The sequence below is a fragment of the Rhodococcus cercidiphylli genome (genome assembly GCF_033042225.1).
GTDB lineage: Bacteria > Actinomycetota > Actinomycetes > Mycobacteriales > Mycobacteriaceae > Rhodococcoides.
Window position 1 is genome coordinate 590,611 of the sequence record NZ_JAWLKE010000003.1, and the last position, 16,674, is coordinate 607,284.

Below are 16,674 nucleotides of genomic sequence, written 5' to 3' on the forward strand. Positions count from 1 at the left end.
ACTCGAGCGGCATGGTCCACTCGAGCGAGGTGGGCGGCTGGTCAGGTGCGAATCAGCCGCCGGAATGCATCAGGTCGGCACCGGCGGGGACGCAGACGTCCTCGGGATCGTCGAGCCAACCGTCGGGCAGCGACACCGCGCCCGGTGAGCCCTGTCGACCACGGGGGCCTTCGGCGTCCTTGGGAAACGGAACGGTCGGATCGAGTTGCGCCAGTAGGTCGTCCAGCTCGGTCAGGGTCGAGACCAATGCCATCGAGACCCGGAGGTCGGATCCGGCCGGGAATCCGCGCAGGTACCAGGAGACGTGCTTGCGTAGTTCTCGCAGGCCCTTCTTCTCGCCGTGATGCTCGGCGAGCAACTCGGCATGCCGAGCGATGATGGTGGCCACCTCGCCGAGGGTGGGTGGAGTGGGTTCGGGCCGACCGTTGAGGCGGGCGCTGAGTTCGGCGAACAGCCAGGGCCGACCGAGGCAACCCCGCCCGACGACGACGCCGTCGCACCCGGTCTCCGCCATCATGCGGACCGCGTCGGACGCGGAGAAGATGTCTCCGTTGCCCAGGACCGGGATGCCGGAGACATGTTCCTTGAGTCGAGCGATCTCGTTCCAGTCGGCGGTTCCGGAGTAACGCTGCGAGGCGGTTCGGGCGTGCAGAGCCACCGCCGCTGCGCCCTCGCCTGCGGCGATTCGTCCTGCATCGAGATGAGTGTGGTGGTTCTCGTCGATGCCGACGCGGAACTTGACGGTGACGGGAATGTCGGTGCCCTCGGTCGCCTTGACGGCAGCAGCGACTATGCGGCCGAACAGGTTTCGCTTGTAGGGCAGTGCGGCACCGCCGCCTTTTCGGGTGACCTTCGGAACCGGGCAGCCGAAGTTCATGTCTATGTGGTCGGCCAGATCGTCGTCGACGATCATCTTCGCGGCGGCGTACGTGGTGTCCGGATCGACGGTGTAGAGCTGCAGCGACCGTGGAGTTTCGGTGGGGCCGAACGTCGTCATGTGCATCGTGGCCGGCTGCCGTTCGACGAGCGCTCGCGCTGTGACCATCTCGCAGACGTACAGACCCGAGGTACTACCGGCCCGCTCCAACTCCTGCTCCCGGCACAGGGTGCGGAACGCCACGTTGGTGACGCCGGCCATCGGTGCGAGGACGACGGGGCTGCGCAACTCGAGCGAGCCGATCTGCAGTGTCATGAGGGAAGCCTTTGGAACGGAGGGAACGTGATCATGGTGACATCGGTGGGCCGGGGACAGCGGTCGGACGACAGAAGCCGGAAAACAGTGGTGCCCGGCACCGAAGTCGGTACCGGGCACACCAGTCGATCTGAGCTTACGACGCGCGTGCTTCGGCCTTCGCGCGTTCGCGGGCGAGGGACCGATCGCGCATCTCCTCGAACTTGGTGGCCTGCCGCTCGAGGTCTTCGAGGAACGCGGCGAGTTCTTCGCGCTTGTTCTCCCCGCGTGCGGTGAAGTCGTTGCGCTCGAAGACGCTCCACTTGCGCAGCACCGGCCAGACGACGTCCTCGAGGTGCTGACGCAGGTCGTAGATGCCGTGCTTGGCCATGAGCACACCGTTACGGCGGAAGTTCGGCATCCCGGCACCGGGCATGACGAAGTTCGTCACGATGTCGGAGACCGCGTCGAGGGTCTGGTCGGGAGCGATGTCCATCGCTGCGCCGGTGATGTTGCGGTAGAAGATCATGTGCAGGTTCTCGTCGGCGGCGATGCGCTGGAGCATCCGGTCGGCGATCGGATCGTCGCAGACCTTGCCGGTGTTGCGGTGCGAGACGCGGGTGGCGAGTTCCTGGAAGGTCACGTAGGCGACCGAGTGCAGCAGACCCGTCTGCGATCCTGCCGGTGAGGCGAAGCCGTTGGTCATGTGGATCATGCGGGCTTCTTCGAGGGCGACGGGATCGACGCCGCGGGTGACGACGAGGTAGTCGCGCATGACGATGCCGTGGCGGTTCTCCTCGGCGGTCCAGCGACCGACCCAGGTTCCCCAGGCACCGTCCTGGGAGAAGTTCTCGGCGATCTCACGGTGGTAGGACGGCAGGTTGTCCTCGGTGAGCAGGTTGGTGATCATCGCGGCCTGTGCGACGTCGGAGAGTTTGGACTGCTCCGGGTCGTAGTCCTGGCCGCCGAGTGCGGCGAAGTTGCGACCTTCGTCCCACGGGACGTAGTCGTGAGGGTGCCACTCCCGCGCCATCGAGATGTGACGGTTCACATTGTCCTCGGCAGTGGGCACCAGCTCTTGCAGAAGCTCGAGCTGTGTCAGATCCCTCGCCATTAGATCGCCTCCATAGATTGCGTACGACCGGTCCAGCTTACGGCACCGTAGGTTCGGTGTGAACCGTGTCGAGCCTGTTCACTTGCTGTTCCGGCGGTCGTGATGTTCGGTGTCGATCGACTCGATGTGCCCCCGGAGCGTCGATCCTCCGACCGGCTTCCGCGAGTTCACGACCGCTGCAGTTCCCCCTGCACGTCGCTCGGCCTCGGCCGATCGTTACGTCCGAGTGTACGTTCCGGACAGGTGTGATCACTGTTACCCGGACGGTGTGTGGTGCCCCCAGTAGGACTCGAACCTACGACCTGCGGATTAAAAGTCAGAACGAGTCCGTGACACCTGATGGCGGCGAAACCCAGTGAGTGACAGTTGGTCCTGGTCGGCGCAGCTCTTCATGTCAGTTGGTGACGGCTGGTTACGTGGTCACACGGTTCCTCTGTGACCACTCTGAAGCCACACCGGAGTGGGTCGAAATTCGGACTTACATTCGTCGCGGCGGCTAGTGTGAGCTGCGTGGCCGAACTTGATTACGCGTTCATTGCGGAGTTTGCGAAGGTAGAGTCAGGGAAGCTCACCGTCGTCGGCGCAAGCTACACGGAGATCTCAGCCAGAAGCTTTCCAACGCAGCACTTTTTCTCATGTGCGGGACGCGTTCGTATGGCCCTGGGTGAACCACCGGCTGACCTCTGAGTCACGATCGTTGCACCCAACGATGGCTACCGGCTGAGCGCTCAGGGCGTCGTCGGGAGCGAAGACGCAACGGTTTACGACGGCAAGATCGCAGGCGTGTTCGCTTTTTCGAACTCGATTCCTCTGCCAGGGCCAGGTCTGTACCAGGTTTTTGTTGAACTGAACGGGGATCAGGTCCGACGCCTAGCGTTCGACGTCGGAACCACCCCGGAATGAAGATAATCATGACCGGCCATGCGGAGGCCCGGATGAGGTCCCGTTCGATCACTCGCGAGGACATCGAGTCCGCTCTCGGCAACGTGTCAGGTACTCGCCCCGGGCGCAACGGCTCGGTCGTGCACCTAGGCACAACCGGAAGCGGGAAGATGCTGGAGGTGGCATCTGTTATAACAACGGATGCAAATGGTAACCATGCCCACGTCATCAAGACTGCATTTTGGAAGTAGGGTAGATAGATGAGGATCGAAAGCGCGCAGCTCACCGTCGATACACAGGCGCAGGCCGCTTACGTGACGTTCTCCGATGCCCCGGCCACCGTTTGCAGAACTCGGGAAATCTCGGACGTTGTTCTTGTGGATCTGGATGAGTACGACGTCGTGACCGGTATCGAAATCCTGGACCTCGATGCCGCACTGTCCATCTCGGATCTCCTGACGCAGTGCCACTTCGCGCCTGGGTCTGAGGAGGCCCTTCGGATCCTGTTGCCTTATGTGTCAACCTGGCGTCAGCAGATCGACTCAACGAGCAGCAAGTCAGTGGTGCGAGCAGGAGACAACACCTTCTGCTGACGTCTCGTTTTGTAGTAGCGGGTCCTTGTTGACGCTCTTCTGCGTTCCAGTTGCGTGGCAGCAACCGGCATTGGCCCCTACGGTCGCGTCATGACAGAGGAAGAATCGACTGCATCCGAGGCTGGGCCCACGCCCCCTGCCGCTCTGACGTTCGATGTGGAGGTTGGTGCGCAGCGGCTCGGTGTCTCCACCGACTGGTACCTCCGACAACTCCGTGCCCGGAAACTCCCCGGCCACAAACTCGGCAACCGGTGGCGACTCACCGACGACGACCTCGCAAAAGCGTTGGAACTCACTGCTGTCGCCGCCAACCCCACAGCCGCAGACCCAGCCGGCCTCACACCCGGCTCCCGCCGCCGACTCAACCGAGGAACACGATGACCGGAACACGTGCTGTGGCCTTTTTGATGCGCTGAGGACGGTGGGACGCATAGTGTGCTGTTCTACGTTCATAGGGCAGGAGGGGATTGCAGTGGGCGACGAGATCGAGCACACGGAGATAGTGAACAGTCCGGGCGTCAACGAGGGCCTGGTTAGCCGTAGGACGATGACTGCGCGCGAGCTATCTACAGATCACATCGGTCGGTTCGTCGGTTGCAATCGTGACGGGGTCAACTACCAAGCAAAGATACTTGACCTGGTGATTTACGAGGGCGGTAAAGCTCCGGGCGTTTCGATGGTCTTGCAACACCCTGTACTTCCTTCGCAGGACGCTTGGCAGCAACGCACCCACATCCCGTTCGAAACCCAGATCGAACTGATCGAGTTGGTCTCCTTCTGAGCAGGCTGTTTCCCGCGTCTCAAACAGCCCCCACGTGTATTGTCGGTGTCCACTGATAGACAGTCCGTAACAGCACTGAAGGGGTGGTGAACCGATGTCAGCTTTGACTGAGGCCATCGAGGGTGCCGTCGAACTGTCCAATGAGGAGTACGACGGACTGTTCGATCGGATTGCTCGCAAGAACATGGGGATTAGCGGCCCGGAATTCCTTGACCGCTGGGACTCAGGTGACTACGAGGGCCGGGATTGGGACTCCGTGAGTGGTCTTCGCGCCGTGGCGATGTCCCTGCCGCTGGTGCGGTAGCCGAACATCTATGCCCGGGAGAACGCCTTACGCCGCGGTCGAGAACTACCTAGACCCTCTGCGGAAAGCCCTCGGGGTGTTGGCGACCCATCCGACACTCATACTTGGTAAAAAGCAGGAATACGCTCTCAACGCTACGGGCTATTGGCGACTTGGCGCTGAGGATGGCTTACAGCTGAGGTTTGATGGGGGTTCGGCGGCATACTTCCAAGCGGAGCAGCAATTCCGGATCGTGGAAGTCGACCCTGACGGGGACAACAATCGGGATGATAAGTACCGAGTAACGACATTGATGTATGCGTATGAATTGCGCGTAGATGGCCTCGTTCAGTGGCAGATGCATTGGCATCCACAGGGCAACAGTCCGGAGACAAGGCCACACTTCCACCTGGCGAGTAAGCCTGGAGCACATCTCCCTTCCGGAAGACACACCTTGGAGGACGCAGTCGAATGGTGTGTTGAGGAAGGTGCGACGCCAACACGGACTGATTGGCGACAGCGTCTCTTCGAGACCAAGGAGAAACACGAGGAACATCGCACGTGGAGCGATTCTCCGGCGCTTCCCAAGGCTACTCAGTAGACGCAGTCGGGGACGCTGGGGAACGCTGGGTACGGAGGTAGGTCGCCGAAGGTTTCTGCGCCAGGGATGAGCTTGCGGGCTGCGGCCATAAGCGTGGACTCGTCCGTGATGGTGACGACGGGCCCGGTGGGGGTAAGCGGGAACGCATAGCCGGGTTGGGTGAGGTAGGCCGTGGTTTCGGGATCTGCTTCCCACGTATCCCCGGTGTGGGTCAGCCATCGATCGGAGTCTGTCGGTGACGTGATCTTCCAGTTCATAACAGCGCCAACACTCCTAGCACGAATGCCTGTAGTTGCCCGGTCTCATCGAACTCACCGCGTGCGTCACTCCGTCCGAGCGCATCTTGCAAACCGACCTGGAACACCTCGGCAGGTTCTCGCGCTGGGTCAGCCTGAGAGTCATTAGCGTAGGTCTTGCCTGCGTACTTGTTTCGCCATTGGTCCTCGTAGCCGATCTCGTGTGCGAGACCATCGACGCCCTGGTAGATCGTGGTCGGTTCTTCGAGTACTCCGTTGGTGATGGATCGTGATCGAACGAGAGCGTATTCGAGCTGAGTGAGTCCGGGGACGGCTTGTTCCATGCGGTGGCCCAGTTCGTGAACCATGACCTCTTCGGGATAGTTGCTGAATGCGCCGCGGTAGTCAGGGAGTTCATCGAAAGACGCGGCCGCGAGAGTGTCGCCGTCTGTTCCACGTCGGAAGAATGCGCGTTCAGCAACTCCGACGCGGAGTGTTCCACGGCCCGCGGCAGCGACGAGCCAGTCGGTCGGGAAGTACTGTTCCGCGGCTCGCAGTTGAGCCAGCGCGGCCGCCGTACCGCCCCCCTTGGTTGCAGTGATGAGAGCCGCGCTTTGCGGTGCACTGCCGAAGTCTCGAACCTCGGCGAGTGCGGACTGAATGATCGCCTGTTCACGTCGAGCGATGTCACGCTGAATCCCGTTGCGGCGCGGTGAAAGCCATTGCGCGGCATCAGTCAGTTGCTTGTCTTCGGCGTGAAGCTTGCGGATGGTCGTGTCTCCGTCTATGAGCGCGCGGGTGTCTCGTTGAATGGCGGTGCCGACGTCGAGGGTGGTGTCGAGATGGCGCTGTAGCTTCTCTGGGACGAGCTTCGCGCCGTTGCCGTCCTTCGGGTACCGGAGGGTGGTGTCGAGCCAGCCAGCGCGGTCCTTCGGGATGGATGATCGGGCGTCAGCTACGAGGTCACGCGTCGACTGCGAGAGGGACGCTGCGGTCTTCTGGACGGCAGGCGGATCCTGGACAGTGGGTTTCGGAACGTTCGTCTTCGATGCGTTCGCGCGGGTTGCGTTGCCTGGACCGTAGACGCCCGTGATCTGTTCGCGGTCACGGCGACGTCCGACGCCAGATTGCTCGGTGTGGTCGCGGATCTGCTTCTGCCACTCCTTCACCTTCGCGTTGGCGCGCTTCTTCGCTTCTGGTGTGAGGGCGGTCGCGGATCGGCGCTTCCAGTCACGGGTCTGACGTTCGAGGTAGCGGAGTTTCTGTGTGTCCTCGTAGCCCTCATCGTTTGGTTTCGTGGGCGTCGTATCAGTGACACCGGGTAGCCAGATATTGCTCGTGTGCCTACAGTTTGGGTGGAAAAGTCCACGGCTCGTGGCGGTTTCGAGTGACGCCTTCACTCTGATACGGGTCATCTTCCCGGTGAGAGCGTTCTCGACTTCCACGACTCCCGTGTTCCCACCGGACAACGACAGAACTTGCCGTTCGTACGGTTGGCACTGCGGTGCCGGCCGGGGATGCGAAGAGACGACCACGAGGTCGTAGCCACGCTCTAACAGCCGATCCTGGTGGGATTGGGTCAGTGCGCGGGTAGCTGCTGTCCGCATTGCCATCTCGGCGTAAGCGGTCATCGACCATGTCCGGCCGCCCTTGTCGGTGAAGCCCTTGATGCCGTGTTTCGCGAACTCGTCGAGTGCACGCTGCGTGGATTTCACCCGCGTCTCAACGCCGGAGATGACTGTTGGGACGGTTCGGTAGACGACTTGGCGGTACAGGTCTTCGGTGGCGCGAAGGATGCCGGTGTTGAGCGTGTTCAGCGCGAAGGCGGCCTCGTGGTGAAGGAGCGCGATGGCGCGGGAATCAGTCGCGAGCGCAACGCCGGCGGTGTTGAACCGCATGTTTCCCTGTCCTCGCCCACCCGCGGCCGCAATGTCCGAATCCGCCACTGCCACACCCTTACGCGCGGCTTCACTGATGGCGTTGTCGAGGGTCCGGGGGTGGCCCTTCAACATCGACGCGACGTGTGCGGCCGCGGCCTTCTTTAGTGCCCAGATCTCGCTGAGCCGTTGGTTGACCCAGTCGGGGGCGCTCTCATTCTTACGGAGCCGTGTCGCGACCTCCTCCAGCAAGATCAGTTCGAGGCGTTCGTACTCGGCGACGAGCAGGCGGGTGTGCTCGTTGTCCGCCTGCTGCGCCTGTAGCGGCATCTGAGATCAGACCTCCACGCGTGGGTTGCGCCCATTGTTGCTGCGCGCTCCTGCGCGGTCTGGGCGGCCTTCTCGCGTGCTTCGGGAGTGCCTTGGTCGGCGTAATGCCTGACAAGTGCTGCGTCGAGGCCACCGCCAGACCGGTCGTGTGTCACGACGTAGTGGTTGAACGAATCGAGATCCGCGTCTGCTCGTGCCGCCATCGTCAGGGAGTCGGCGTTGGCGGGGTCCATCTCGGCGAAACGCTCCAGAATGTGTCGCGTGATCGATGACCCGTCGTCAGCGCGCACGTTCTCCAGTGTCATACGGCGATCGTCACCGAATTTTGCCTGCATTCCAGCTACACCAGAATCCGTGTTGTAGTTCTTCGCGCCGAAGTAGCCGGGGGCGAATCGTTCTGCGCCGAGGACTGCGTCGACGTCCGCGTTTCGGAGTGCTTCGCGGAGTGGCACCCCTTTGTCGAGCAGCGGGAGCACCGTGTTTCGCCATGCCTGTTCGGTTCGCATCAGTGCTGCCGGCGAGTCACCGTCGAGCTTGGGGCGATTGCGGTCGCCCTCCGCCTTGATGCGGGCGGCGACGTCGCGTCCTTCTTCTCGGAGTTCCTGCAACTGGGGCTCGTACTTGTCTGTGTAGAACTTCCTCCAGCGCTCCTCGTGCTCTCGTTGAAGAACCCGATTCGCGTTCATGTCGAGGTACTGGTTCGGGGTGTACTGACTGTGCTCCTTGATCAGTGCATCGCGCTCCTTCTTCAGGTCGGCGTACTCGGTCATCAAGTGCTGCAACGTTTTCATGGGATCTCCTACCGGTTTTCGATGGGGGTGAGTGGGTTGTAGGGGGAGCCTGAGTCGGTGTACGGCGAGGTTCCCTGGTGGCGTTCGGGGTGGGTACGCCGGCTTTCTTCGATCGCCGCGGTTCGTTCGGGTGAACCGACCTCGTACGCCCGCACCGCCTGGCTGTGCGGGTCCGCACCGAGCCCGCCACTCATCGGGAGAATCGGATCGAAGTCGACGGGATCGACGACCGGAGCTCCGCCGATCTCGCCGAAGGTGGCGAGGTCGTAGGCGTCCTGGCGTTCGGTGTCGACACAGTGCAGTCGTTGCAGCGCCGAGTCGACGGGGTCGGCGGCGTCCGGTGTCGGGATCGTCGATGGCGACCCGTCTTCGCGGACAACCAGTGTCATGGCTCCGAGTTGATGGCTGCCGTCCGGTGATGTCATACCTCCGGTGGCGGGCAGGATGCTGCCGTTCGGGAAGTGGTAGACGCCGTCTTTGTCGACGTAGCCGAGGCCGGTGTAGCTGCGGTCGTCGGGGTTGTGGCTGCCGTTGATTCGGCGGACGTTCGGTGGATTCATGTGATACTCTTAATGTGTTGTGCTGCTTGGGTTTAAGCGAGTCCGGTGGACATCAATTGCAGACCGATGTTCCCGTTGCTGGTGTCGACGTTGACGTCGGCGGTGAGTAGTCCGCCCTTGGAGAGAAGTTCGACCAATTGGTCGAGTCGGCCGATGACGGCTTCGGACAGGCCGGGGATGTCGTTACTGCCGGTGTCGAACTGCGGCATCAACTGCGACAGATCCACTTGCCCGGACTGGGCCATCGACAGGAACCCGCCGATACCCGACGCCGCGGTGAAGCCGAGACCGGACGCCAAGGCGGCGGCCTCCATCAGGTTGGTGGGGCGCATGTAGTCGCGGGCCTTCGGTTCGTTATAGCCACCGAAACCACCATCAGCGAACTCCGTGATATTCAACCGCTTACCGGTCTCACGCCAAATATCCACTGCGCGTGCACGTTTCGCCGGATCACCGGGAATGTAGGCTTCCCACGGTCCTGCTTGCGGTTCCGCCCACACGCGCACGTTGCCGCCTGTGTTTGCGATCTCGGGGTTCTGGGATTCGATGCCGCCATTCGCGAACACCTTGAGATTCCCGACCGCCTTCGGAGTGCGGCCATCCGGGGCCGCGCCACCGAGATCGGAGAAGTTCACGACCCGCACATCCACCGGACCGGAGCTGGTGGGCAGGGTGCCGACTTTCCTCCCGAGCGACGTACCACCGACGTTGGCACCGTTCATGTTCGGTACAGTTCCGACGCTTCCGGGTTCTCCCAGATCGCCGGCGGTCGCGAAGTAGGCGTGGTTGGTGAACGACGGATCATCCGCGCCGGTCCTACCGCCGACGACGACACCTTCGGAACCGTTGGACTCGAAGTTCGTGCCGTCGGGGTAGGTCAGTGCAGTGTGTCCGTTCGCGCCACCGCCCTGATCCCACCAGCCGATACGTAAGGTGCCAGGGCCGCCACGCCCGAGGGTCGCGCCCTTGGCCTGCAACCACGGACCCTCGGTGACTGTCGACATGCGGGAGTCGAAAGCAGGCACGCCGACTGCTTCATTCACCGCACCCGAGACGGCACCCGAGCAGTCGATGGCGTCGGTCGAGAAGCCACCCATCAGGTACTTGGCGGGGTCCATCGACTGCGCCCACGCCATCGACGACGCAAGATCTCTCGCGTTGACGATGCCGCCGTCGGCCATCTGGACGAGTCCGTACCCGAAGCGGTCAGCGACATCGCGGAGGATGCCGACGGCGCGGGGACGCTTCGACTCAGCGCCAGGAATGAATGCTTCCCACGGGCCAGCGCCTTCCTCCGCCCACTGCACCAGACCCTTGCCGCCGGCGGACTTGATGAGTGCTTCGTCGGGGAGCTTGCCGTCAGCGTTCGAGGTAATCGGCACCGGGCCTTGCATCAACGGGGCGTCGGCTTCCGACACACCCTGCGACTCCCAGTATCCGATCTGCCGTTGACGCAGATCAACGAACATGTCGATGTTCTTATCGTTGTTCGCGCGGACGAACGCATCGATCGCCTTCTGGCCCTCATCGGTGTTCGAGGTGACGCGGAACTTCCCGTCCGGCATTTGAGTTACCTTCAACCCCAACGCCTCCAGCGCTGCCGTCTGCTCCGGGGTGTTCGATTCGATGACGATGTCCTTGCCATCCGGCACCGCGTTCAATTCGTCGGTAAGTGCCCGCGCCATCTCAGCGTTGAGCTGCGCGGCTTCGCCTGCGTTCGCGAAATCCTCACGCATTCCTTGGATGCCGGGGCGTGCATTGTCGATCATGTCCGCCAGACCGTTCAGCTTCTCCGAGGAGGACTGAACTTGGTCGGCGTACCACTGCGTCTTCTCGCCCGCACCCTCGATCGCCTCACCCACATCCTGCATACCGGGGAGGTGCTTGACGATGCCGCCCGCGAACTCAGCGAACCCGCCAATAGCCTGCAACGCAGTACCCATTGTCGCGCCCACCACTTCACCCCAGTTGGCGAGACCGCGGAGGCTGCCCGATGTGAACGCGAGGATTGCATCGAGGGTGACGAAACCTGCGTCGGCCAGTCGAGTGAAAAAGCCGATGATCTCCGGTTGGTGGGTGTTCACCCAATCGACGGCCTTGTCGAGGCTCGGCATGAACCCATCCGCGATCGCCATTTTCACGCCCGACATCGACAGCTCAACGGCCCGCTGTGCCTGCTCGAACTTCGCTTTCGTGTTGCCGGCCATCGTGTCAGCGGCCCGCTCGGCCGCACCCGCTACTTCACCGAGTTGCCCAGCAGCGCTCGACACATCGAACTTGTCGAACGCCCCTGCGAGGTCTTCCCACTGAGTGCCGAACAGAGCAGCAGCGACCTGGTTTCGTTCGACTCCCGGCTCCATCTCCCGGAGCGAATCCAGGATGCTGTCGAGCGCCCCGGTGCCGGCCTCGCCGCCTTCCGTCAGCTTCGCCATCGTGTCTTCGACGTTTAGACCCAGCTTTCCGTACGCCTCGGCTGTCGACTCGGTACCGTCGACGGCCCGGATCGCGAACTCCTTCACCGCATCAGCAGCGACGTCGGTATCGCGGGCACCACCCTGCATCGCCTGCGATATCAGACCGAGCGCGGTCGGCCCGTCGAGACCGACCTTCGCGAACTGAACGCTGTACTCGCCCATCGTGTCCAACAGGTCACCGGTGATCGCGAGGTTGTTCTGCTCGGCGGCCGCCAACAGATCCAGGGCGTCGACTGCGGTGTCGACGAACCCGGAGCGGACCATCTTTCCTGCGGCCACGGCGACCTCGGGGATATCGGATTCGAGCAAGCTTGCAACGGTGTCGAGTTGCTCGATGACGGGTTGCATGTCGTTCGCGGAATCGGATGGATCGAGCAATCCGTTCTGGATGGCCCGCCGCGCGGTGTCCATGTTCTCGGCCACCGACTCACCGAAGACGTTGCCGTAGGCGGCACCGGACGCCTTCGCGATAGTCCGCATCGTCTCCTCGTCGACACCGAGCTTCGCCTGCAATTGATCCGACATCGCGTCGAACTCCATGCCCTGCGTGATCGCATCGGCCAGCGCGGCACCAACGGCGACGCCAAGGACTGCGACACCCGCGAGGGCGACACCGATAGGCCCGGACTTCGATCCGAGCCCAGCGACCCGCGGTGCGAACCCCGCGATGAACGAACCACCTGTCGACGACCCGGCATTGCCTGCGGCACCCGACAGACCCTCCAACCCACCTGAAAAGCGACCTGCGAAGCCAGAACCCGCGTCCTCACCGGCAGACTCGGCCGCCTGCGCCGTCTGGCGGAGTTCGCGTTGGGTCCGTTCGAGGGCATCGACAGCATCCCGGCCACCCTGCTCGGCGGCGCGCGCGGCACGACGATGCGCAGCCTCCATCCGGTCGGTGGCGGTGACGGCGTCACGCATGGAGCGTTCAGCGAGATCCGTTGCCGACGCGACGTCGCGTTGCGCGGCCTCCAACTGAGACGCGCTGGTACGGGAGTCGCGCTGTGCTGCATCCAATCGTTCCTGCGCTTGGCGGGCCTGGTCGGTGGCGGTCTCGGCGCGGGAGTTCGCGCGCTCCGATGCGGTCGCGTAGGTCTGTGCTTCGCGTTGCAACTGCTGGTAGCCCTGTGCCATCCGCTGCGTAGCCGACGTGATACCCGTGGCGGCCTGTGATGTGACCTGCTCCGTGCGGCGAGCCGACTGCTGCGCACCATTGAGGGCGTTCGTCAGTTGGTCCTCAGCCGTGAGACGGACGGACAGTTCACCGAGATCAAGAGCCATCAGGGGCCTTCTTTCCGAATACGTCCTGCATTCGCACCCGAGCGGTATCGAACTGGTCCGCGGCCGCCGAGATATCCGGCCGCAGAACGCCGAGTTCACGCATCTGAGTCACGAGGGGTATGAGTAGGTTTCCGGCCGCGACGAAATGTTCCATCGCAGCCTCCTGCGCTGCGTTGAGCGCGTCGAGCAGAGCCAGGGTGACCAACAGCCGGCTCTCCTCATCCATCGACGCGAGGAGGAATACTGCGGTGGTGTAGTCGCCGTCGAACAGAAGCTCTCGGAGTTTGCGGATCTCTGCCGACACATCGGCGTCGGGGACGGTGCTACTCATGGTCGATCACCTGTGACCTGTGGATTGGGAGTCCGCTGTCGGGCGTATCGCCGCTGGTCAAAGCTGGCGTGGTCACAGGTTGGTCACCGGCAGGTTCGTCCTCGAAGTCGGCTGCGAACCGCGCAAGGGCCACCTGCATCTGAACGAGCATCGACTTGGCATGGTCGACGCCAGCGGATGCCCCGAGGCGACTGAGGTTGTCGTGGGCCTTCACCAAACGCTCGATGGCACTGGCGATGTCGGCCACCGCCTTGGCGTCGGGGATGTCCAGGTAGACGCGCTGGGGACCAGTGGGAGTACCAACCACCATTGTGTACTCGGACCAGAACCGCTCCCGGAGAGAAAGCACGTCGGCAATCAACTGCTCAGCAAGTAGGAGGCGATTGGCCGCAATGCGCTCCCTGGCAGCCTGATTGGCCTCGGCTGTACGTCCTGTATTCCAGACCAACCCCATGCGCTTCGACCAGCGGGAAATGTTGGGTTGGGGGACACCGACACGCTTCGCAATCTGCAACTGGCTCAGGCCCTCTGCGTGTGCGGTGCGGATGGCCGACTGCATGACGTCGGTCAGCTCTGTCGGCGTTGTGTCAGTGTCCCCGCTCGTCATGCAAGTTCCGTATCGGGCAGGGGGGAGCCGAGCGCCGGCACGGTGACCGGGTGTCCGGAGGGTGTGAAGGCGTGTTCGATGATTGCCTGCATGTCGAGGAGCCAACGACCGGCGATCTTCTTTCCGCCGAGCTTCGACGCGAGGCGACGGATCTGCCGATCTGAGAGTCCGAGCATCGTCGCTGCCTCCTCGATCGGGATAGTGGGTCGTTCCTCCAATGATGTTGCCGGATCGGCGTTATCGCGGACGTCCGAATGTCCGCGCACGGACATGCATGCCTGGACTAGTGCATTCAGATCCCCGGAAACCGGGAGACCGTTGGTTCGCCGAGCACGTTGAGTGTTGATCGCGGCGCGGAGTGCGACTTCCACTCCTGAGCCGGTCAGGATGACGGCGGTTCCGATGACCGTGATGGGTGGCTGCGGATTCGTCATGCACTGACTCCTATCGCGTGCTCGACCACCGGCTTGCCGCTGTACACGCCAATCTCGACCCTGTGAATGAGTCCGGCGCGTGCAGCGCGAGAAAGCGCCATTGCCGCTGTCCCACGGGTGATGTCGAGAGCTTGAGCCACGTCGGTGACTACGGTCCGTGAGCGTCCCTGCACGAAGTCGACGACGGCGTTCGCTGCCTGATGGGTGTCGAGTCTGCCGATCGTGTTCTCAGGCTCGTACAGTTCGCCCGCGACTACACCGGATAGTTTGCCGAGCTGCTGGTGTGCCCAGTCTCGGCATTCGACGAGGGCGGGGCATCCGCCGCATAGTGCCTGTGCGACGGAGATTCGTTCAGTGCGTTTTTCTGAGGTCTCCAAGGCATCGTGTGTGGCATCGAAGAGTGGAGCCCGAGAGCGGCACACTGCGCCGGACAGCGCCGGCACACTGGCCAGTGCTGAGACGAGTTCGTTCCAGTCCATCAACTGAGTCCTCCTGGTGTACCTGCGGATTAGATATCCGATGACAAGTGAATTGCTGCTGGTGAACAGTGCTGTGGTCACGCGATGGTCACCGGGCTCGCACGCAGACGCGGATACACGCGTTGAGAGATCAGCGACGCGCGCGTGGGAGCGTTGCCGAACGTTCGCCTCCCGCGCGCGCGGTGAGGCTGCCAAACGTTTGATCTGTCAGAGGAGGCCGGGTCACGCGTGCGCACACGCGGATTGATACAAGGGCCGCGGCGGTCATGGTTGTGTGTCGTGGATTCGGTTGGCGAATTCGGTTGCGATGGGGTGTTCGTTGGCGACGAGGGTGGTGCAGGTTGGACAGAGGTGTTGGTGGGTGAGTGGTTCTGCTGTGAGTCCGCAGATGGGGCAGGGGGTGTTGCGGGGGATGAGGATTGCGTTGAGGCCGTGTGGGAGTGGGATGGTTTCGGTCATGTGAGTTCCTTGGGGGTGGTGATGGTCTGGCCGGTGAGTTTCTGGCCGACTGCGAGCCATCCGAGTGCTTTCTCGGATGCCGCCCCGACACTGTTGGTGGGCGTTCGGTGTTGCGGTGTTGCGGTTTTGATGACTTCGGAGACGAGGCTTGGGAGTGTTGCCGGTCCTAGGTTGGGTTTCGTGAGCCAGAGGCGTAGGGCGGCTTCTACGGTTTCGGCTGGGGTGCCTGTGTCGAGAAGTGCGCCGGCTCGCATCGCGAGGTCTGTGCGGACGGCTTGGGGGTGTGCGTCTGGGATCACGGAGCGGACGAGCTTCCATCCCTTGGGCGGCACTGGTTTCGATCGGGGTCCTGACCGATCTGGATTCGAGAAAGTTCGTTCGCCGCTTTTATCTGGTGTAGTGATCTGGTGTAAGGAACTGGTGGGTGGACATTCAGGTGTCCGGTGGTCGGGGGTGAAATGTCCACTGGTCGTGCTGAAATGTCCACTGGTCGAGAGGGATCGGTGGACATCTGAATGTCCGGTGGTTGAGCCTTCACCAGTGGACATCTGAATGTCCGGTGGTAGGGACTCGAATGAGAGCCTGTAGACGTCCGCGACGTTTCGTCCTCGACCCGTGTGTCCCTTCTCGACGCATTCGATCAGGCCACGTTCAACTCCGACGGCAAGCGCTCGGCGCACCGTCTTTTCGTTCACGTAGCCGTCCCCAGACGCGAGATTCTCCGCGATACGCCTGACACCGGGGCGTGCGTTGGTGCCGTCAGGGTTCGCATAGGACTCGAGTTCGAGGAGGACGCGGCGCGTGGCGTCGGTCAGGTAGCCATCGCGGACCACCTGCCGACGCCACGCGTACCGCATCGATTCACTCACTGAGCGTCCCCACCGCCTAGGGCTCGCCGCTTCGAGCAGACAGGGCCGCGGTGCTTCCGAACAGAGTCGGGGTCTACCAACCACGCGCCGCAGATGTCGCACTGAACTGCGAGGCGAAATGAGCGTCCTCGCAGGGCTGCTCTGAGGAGACGATCGGCCGCGTCGATCAAGCTCTCGTCGTAGGAATCTGTCGGATTGGCCTTCACCGCTCGACCGCCGTCTGCCGCTTTTCCCAGGCGTCGAATTCTGCTCTGCGGGCTGCCTTGGCTGCGGGACTGAGGGCCCGGTATGCGTCGACGGACATCGCAGGTCCGGGCCCGTCGTCGTCCTCCTCAGGAGGCAACGCGGCAATAGCCGCTCTGCGAGCAGCTTTGGCCTCTGGACTGAGGGCCCGGTATGCGTCGACGGAGATTGCGTCTGGTCGTTCGGATGCACCGCAGCTAGTGGCTGCGGAGGTACTGATGTGCGAAGATGTCATCAGGTTCAATCCTTCTGGTGATGGTGGTTGTTCGGACCTAGCC

General features: G+C 62.7%; 20 protein-coding genes. 6 read left to right on the plus strand and 14 right to left on the minus strand.

Annotated elements, in window-relative coordinates; translation table 11 throughout:
- Positions 1–52: 52 nt before the first annotated feature.
- Together dusB and R3P95_RS09890 are read right to left on the minus strand one after the other, a co-directional pair.
- Entirely contained in the window at positions 53–1,192 is a 1,140-nt protein-coding gene (gene dusB, locus R3P95_RS09885) for a tRNA dihydrouridine synthase DusB (protein WP_068049864.1), read from the minus strand.
- A gap of 136 nt (positions 1,193–1,328) precedes the next feature.
- Positions 1,329–2,285: an acyl-ACP desaturase gene (locus R3P95_RS09890; protein ID WP_068283329.1), complete on the minus strand. Its 957-nt coding sequence runs from the start codon at positions 2,283–2,285 to the stop codon at positions 1,329–1,331.
- 510 nt (positions 2,286–2,795) lie between these two features.
- Between R3P95_RS09890 and R3P95_RS26130 the strand changes: the two genes are divergently transcribed.
- The 6 genes from R3P95_RS26130 to R3P95_RS09910 all read left to right on the plus strand — a co-directional run bounded on the left by R3P95_RS26130 (position 2,796) and on the right by R3P95_RS09910 (position 4,845).
- Entirely contained in the window at positions 2,796–2,972 is a 177-nt protein-coding gene (locus R3P95_RS26130; RefSeq protein WP_394855399.1) for a DUF6941 family protein, read from the plus strand.
- A gap of 224 nt (positions 2,973–3,196) precedes the next feature.
- Positions 3,197–3,418 carry a DUF4258 domain-containing protein gene (locus R3P95_RS26135; RefSeq protein ID WP_394855400.1) on the plus strand — a complete coding sequence of 74 codons (222 nt, stop codon included), beginning with the start codon at positions 3,197–3,199 and terminating at the stop codon, positions 3,416–3,418.
- Between the two features lie 9 nt (positions 3,419–3,427).
- Entirely contained in the window at positions 3,428–3,760 is a 333-nt protein-coding gene (locus R3P95_RS09895; protein WP_317548233.1) for a DUF2283 domain-containing protein, read from the plus strand.
- 90 nt (positions 3,761–3,850) lie between these two features.
- The gene (locus tag R3P95_RS09900) at positions 3,851–4,141 is read left to right on the plus strand and encodes a MerR family transcriptional regulator (RefSeq protein ID WP_317548234.1); all 291 of its coding nucleotides are present in this window, start codon (positions 3,851–3,853) and stop codon (positions 4,139–4,141) included.
- A 91-nt stretch (positions 4,142–4,232) separates the two neighbouring features.
- Positions 4,233–4,541 carry a hypothetical protein gene (locus R3P95_RS09905; RefSeq protein ID WP_317548235.1) on the plus strand — a complete coding sequence of 103 codons (309 nt, stop codon included), beginning with the start codon at positions 4,233–4,235 and terminating at the stop codon, positions 4,539–4,541.
- 94 nt (positions 4,542–4,635) lie between these two features.
- Complete coding sequence (locus R3P95_RS09910; protein WP_317548236.1) at positions 4,636–4,845, plus strand: hypothetical protein; 210 nt, start codon at positions 4,636–4,638, stop codon at positions 4,843–4,845.
- A 573-nt stretch (positions 4,846–5,418) separates the two neighbouring features.
- Here the strand turns inward: R3P95_RS09910 and R3P95_RS09915 are convergent.
- From R3P95_RS09915 to R3P95_RS09970, 12 genes are all read right to left on the minus strand, one after another.
- Positions 5,419–5,682, minus strand: a complete 264-nt coding sequence (locus tag R3P95_RS09915; RefSeq protein WP_317548237.1) for a hypothetical protein — start codon at positions 5,680–5,682, stop codon at positions 5,419–5,421.
- Positions 5,679–7,868, minus strand: a complete 2,190-nt coding sequence (locus R3P95_RS09920; RefSeq protein ID WP_317548238.1) for a phage minor capsid protein — start codon at positions 7,866–7,868, stop codon at positions 5,679–5,681. The genes R3P95_RS09915 and R3P95_RS09920 overlap by 4 nt, the downstream gene beginning before the upstream one ends.
- A complete protein-coding gene (locus tag R3P95_RS09925; RefSeq protein ID WP_317548239.1) occupies positions 7,793–8,659 on the minus strand; it encodes a hypothetical protein in 867 nt (288 codons plus the stop codon). Before R3P95_RS09925 ends, R3P95_RS09920 begins: the two co-directional genes overlap by 76 nt.
- A gap of 8 nt (positions 8,660–8,667) precedes the next feature.
- A complete protein-coding gene (locus R3P95_RS09930; protein ID WP_317548240.1) occupies positions 8,668–9,219 on the minus strand; it encodes a hypothetical protein in 552 nt (183 codons plus the stop codon).
- A gap of 32 nt (positions 9,220–9,251) precedes the next feature.
- Positions 9,252–12,974 (minus strand): phage tail tape measure protein, encoded by a 3,723-nt coding sequence (locus tag R3P95_RS09935; RefSeq protein ID WP_317548241.1) that lies wholly within the window; start codon positions 12,972–12,974, stop codon positions 9,252–9,254.
- Positions 12,964–13,305, minus strand: a complete 342-nt coding sequence (locus tag R3P95_RS09940; RefSeq protein ID WP_317548242.1) for a hypothetical protein — start codon at positions 13,303–13,305, stop codon at positions 12,964–12,966. Before R3P95_RS09940 ends, R3P95_RS09935 begins: the two co-directional genes overlap by 11 nt.
- Entirely contained in the window at positions 13,298–13,912 is a 615-nt protein-coding gene (locus tag R3P95_RS09945) for a hypothetical protein (RefSeq protein WP_317548243.1), read from the minus strand. The genes R3P95_RS09940 and R3P95_RS09945 overlap by 8 nt, the downstream gene beginning before the upstream one ends.
- Positions 13,909–14,346 carry a helix-turn-helix domain-containing protein gene (locus R3P95_RS09950; protein WP_317548244.1) on the minus strand — a complete coding sequence of 146 codons (438 nt, stop codon included), beginning with the start codon at positions 14,344–14,346 and terminating at the stop codon, positions 13,909–13,911. Before R3P95_RS09950 ends, R3P95_RS09945 begins: the two co-directional genes overlap by 4 nt.
- Positions 14,343–14,825: a WhiB family transcriptional regulator gene (locus tag R3P95_RS09955; RefSeq protein WP_317548245.1), complete on the minus strand. Its 483-nt coding sequence runs from the start codon at positions 14,823–14,825 to the stop codon at positions 14,343–14,345. Before R3P95_RS09955 ends, R3P95_RS09950 begins: the two co-directional genes overlap by 4 nt.
- Before the next feature lie 264 nt (positions 14,826–15,089).
- Positions 15,090–15,284, minus strand: a complete 195-nt coding sequence (locus R3P95_RS09960; RefSeq protein ID WP_317548246.1) for a hypothetical protein — start codon at positions 15,282–15,284, stop codon at positions 15,090–15,092.
- On the minus strand, positions 15,281–16,153 hold the full coding sequence (locus R3P95_RS09965; protein WP_317548247.1) for a helix-turn-helix domain-containing protein: 873 nt from the start codon (positions 16,151–16,153) through the stop codon (positions 15,281–15,283). Before R3P95_RS09965 ends, R3P95_RS09960 begins: the two co-directional genes overlap by 4 nt.
- A 202-nt stretch (positions 16,154–16,355) precedes the next feature.
- Positions 16,356–16,631, minus strand: coding sequence for a hypothetical protein (locus tag R3P95_RS09970; RefSeq protein WP_317548248.1), 276 nt, complete (start codon positions 16,629–16,631; stop codon positions 16,356–16,358).
- Positions 16,632–16,674: the final 43 nt, after the last annotated feature.

Excerpts from the sequence above, each read along its gene's own strand:
- R3P95_RS09895 (WP_317548233.1), top strand. The coding sequence starts at position 3,428 with ATGAGGATCGAAAGCGCGCAGCTCACCGTCGATACACAGGCGCAGGCC.
- R3P95_RS09955 (WP_317548245.1), bottom strand. The coding sequence starts at position 14,825 with ATGGACTGGAACGAACTCGTCTCAGCACTGGCCAGTGTGCCGGCGCTG.
- R3P95_RS09925 (WP_317548239.1), bottom strand. The coding sequence starts at position 8,659 with ATGAAAACGTTGCAGCACTTGATGACCGAGTACGCCGACCTGAAGAAG.
- R3P95_RS09945 (WP_317548243.1), bottom strand. The coding sequence starts at position 13,912 with ATGACGAGCGGGGACACTGACACAACGCCGACAGAGCTGACCGACGTC.
- R3P95_RS09915 (WP_317548237.1), bottom strand. The coding sequence starts at position 5,682 with ATGAACTGGAAGATCACGTCACCGACAGACTCCGATCGATGGCTGACC.
- R3P95_RS09900 (WP_317548234.1), top strand. The coding sequence starts at position 3,851 with ATGACAGAGGAAGAATCGACTGCATCCGAGGCTGGGCCCACGCCCCCT.
- R3P95_RS09970 (WP_317548248.1), bottom strand. The coding sequence starts at position 16,631 with ATGACATCTTCGCACATCAGTACCTCCGCAGCCACTAGCTGCGGTGCA.
- R3P95_RS09950 (WP_317548244.1), bottom strand. The coding sequence starts at position 14,346 with ATGACGAATCCGCAGCCACCCATCACGGTCATCGGAACCGCCGTCATC.
- R3P95_RS09940 (WP_317548242.1), bottom strand. The coding sequence starts at position 13,305 with ATGAGTAGCACCGTCCCCGACGCCGATGTGTCGGCAGAGATCCGCAAA.
- R3P95_RS09935 (WP_317548241.1), bottom strand. The coding sequence starts at position 12,974 with ATGGCTCTTGATCTCGGTGAACTGTCCGTCCGTCTCACGGCTGAGGAC.
- R3P95_RS26135 (WP_394855400.1), top strand. The coding sequence starts at position 3,197 with ATGACCGGCCATGCGGAGGCCCGGATGAGGTCCCGTTCGATCACTCGC.
- R3P95_RS09960 (WP_317548246.1), bottom strand. The coding sequence starts at position 15,284 with ATGACCGAAACCATCCCACTCCCACACGGCCTCAACGCAATCCTCATC.
- dusB (WP_068049864.1), bottom strand. The coding sequence starts at position 1,192 with ATGACACTGCAGATCGGCTCGCTCGAGTTGCGCAGCCCCGTCGTCCTC.
- R3P95_RS09930 (WP_317548240.1), bottom strand. The coding sequence starts at position 9,219 with ATGAATCCACCGAACGTCCGCCGAATCAACGGCAGCCACAACCCCGAC.
- R3P95_RS09910 (WP_317548236.1), top strand. The coding sequence starts at position 4,636 with ATGTCAGCTTTGACTGAGGCCATCGAGGGTGCCGTCGAACTGTCCAAT.
- R3P95_RS09920 (WP_317548238.1), bottom strand. The coding sequence starts at position 7,868 with ATGCCGCTACAGGCGCAGCAGGCGGACAACGAGCACACCCGCCTGCTC.
- R3P95_RS09890 (WP_068283329.1), bottom strand. The coding sequence starts at position 2,285 with ATGGCGAGGGATCTGACACAGCTCGAGCTTCTGCAAGAGCTGGTGCCC.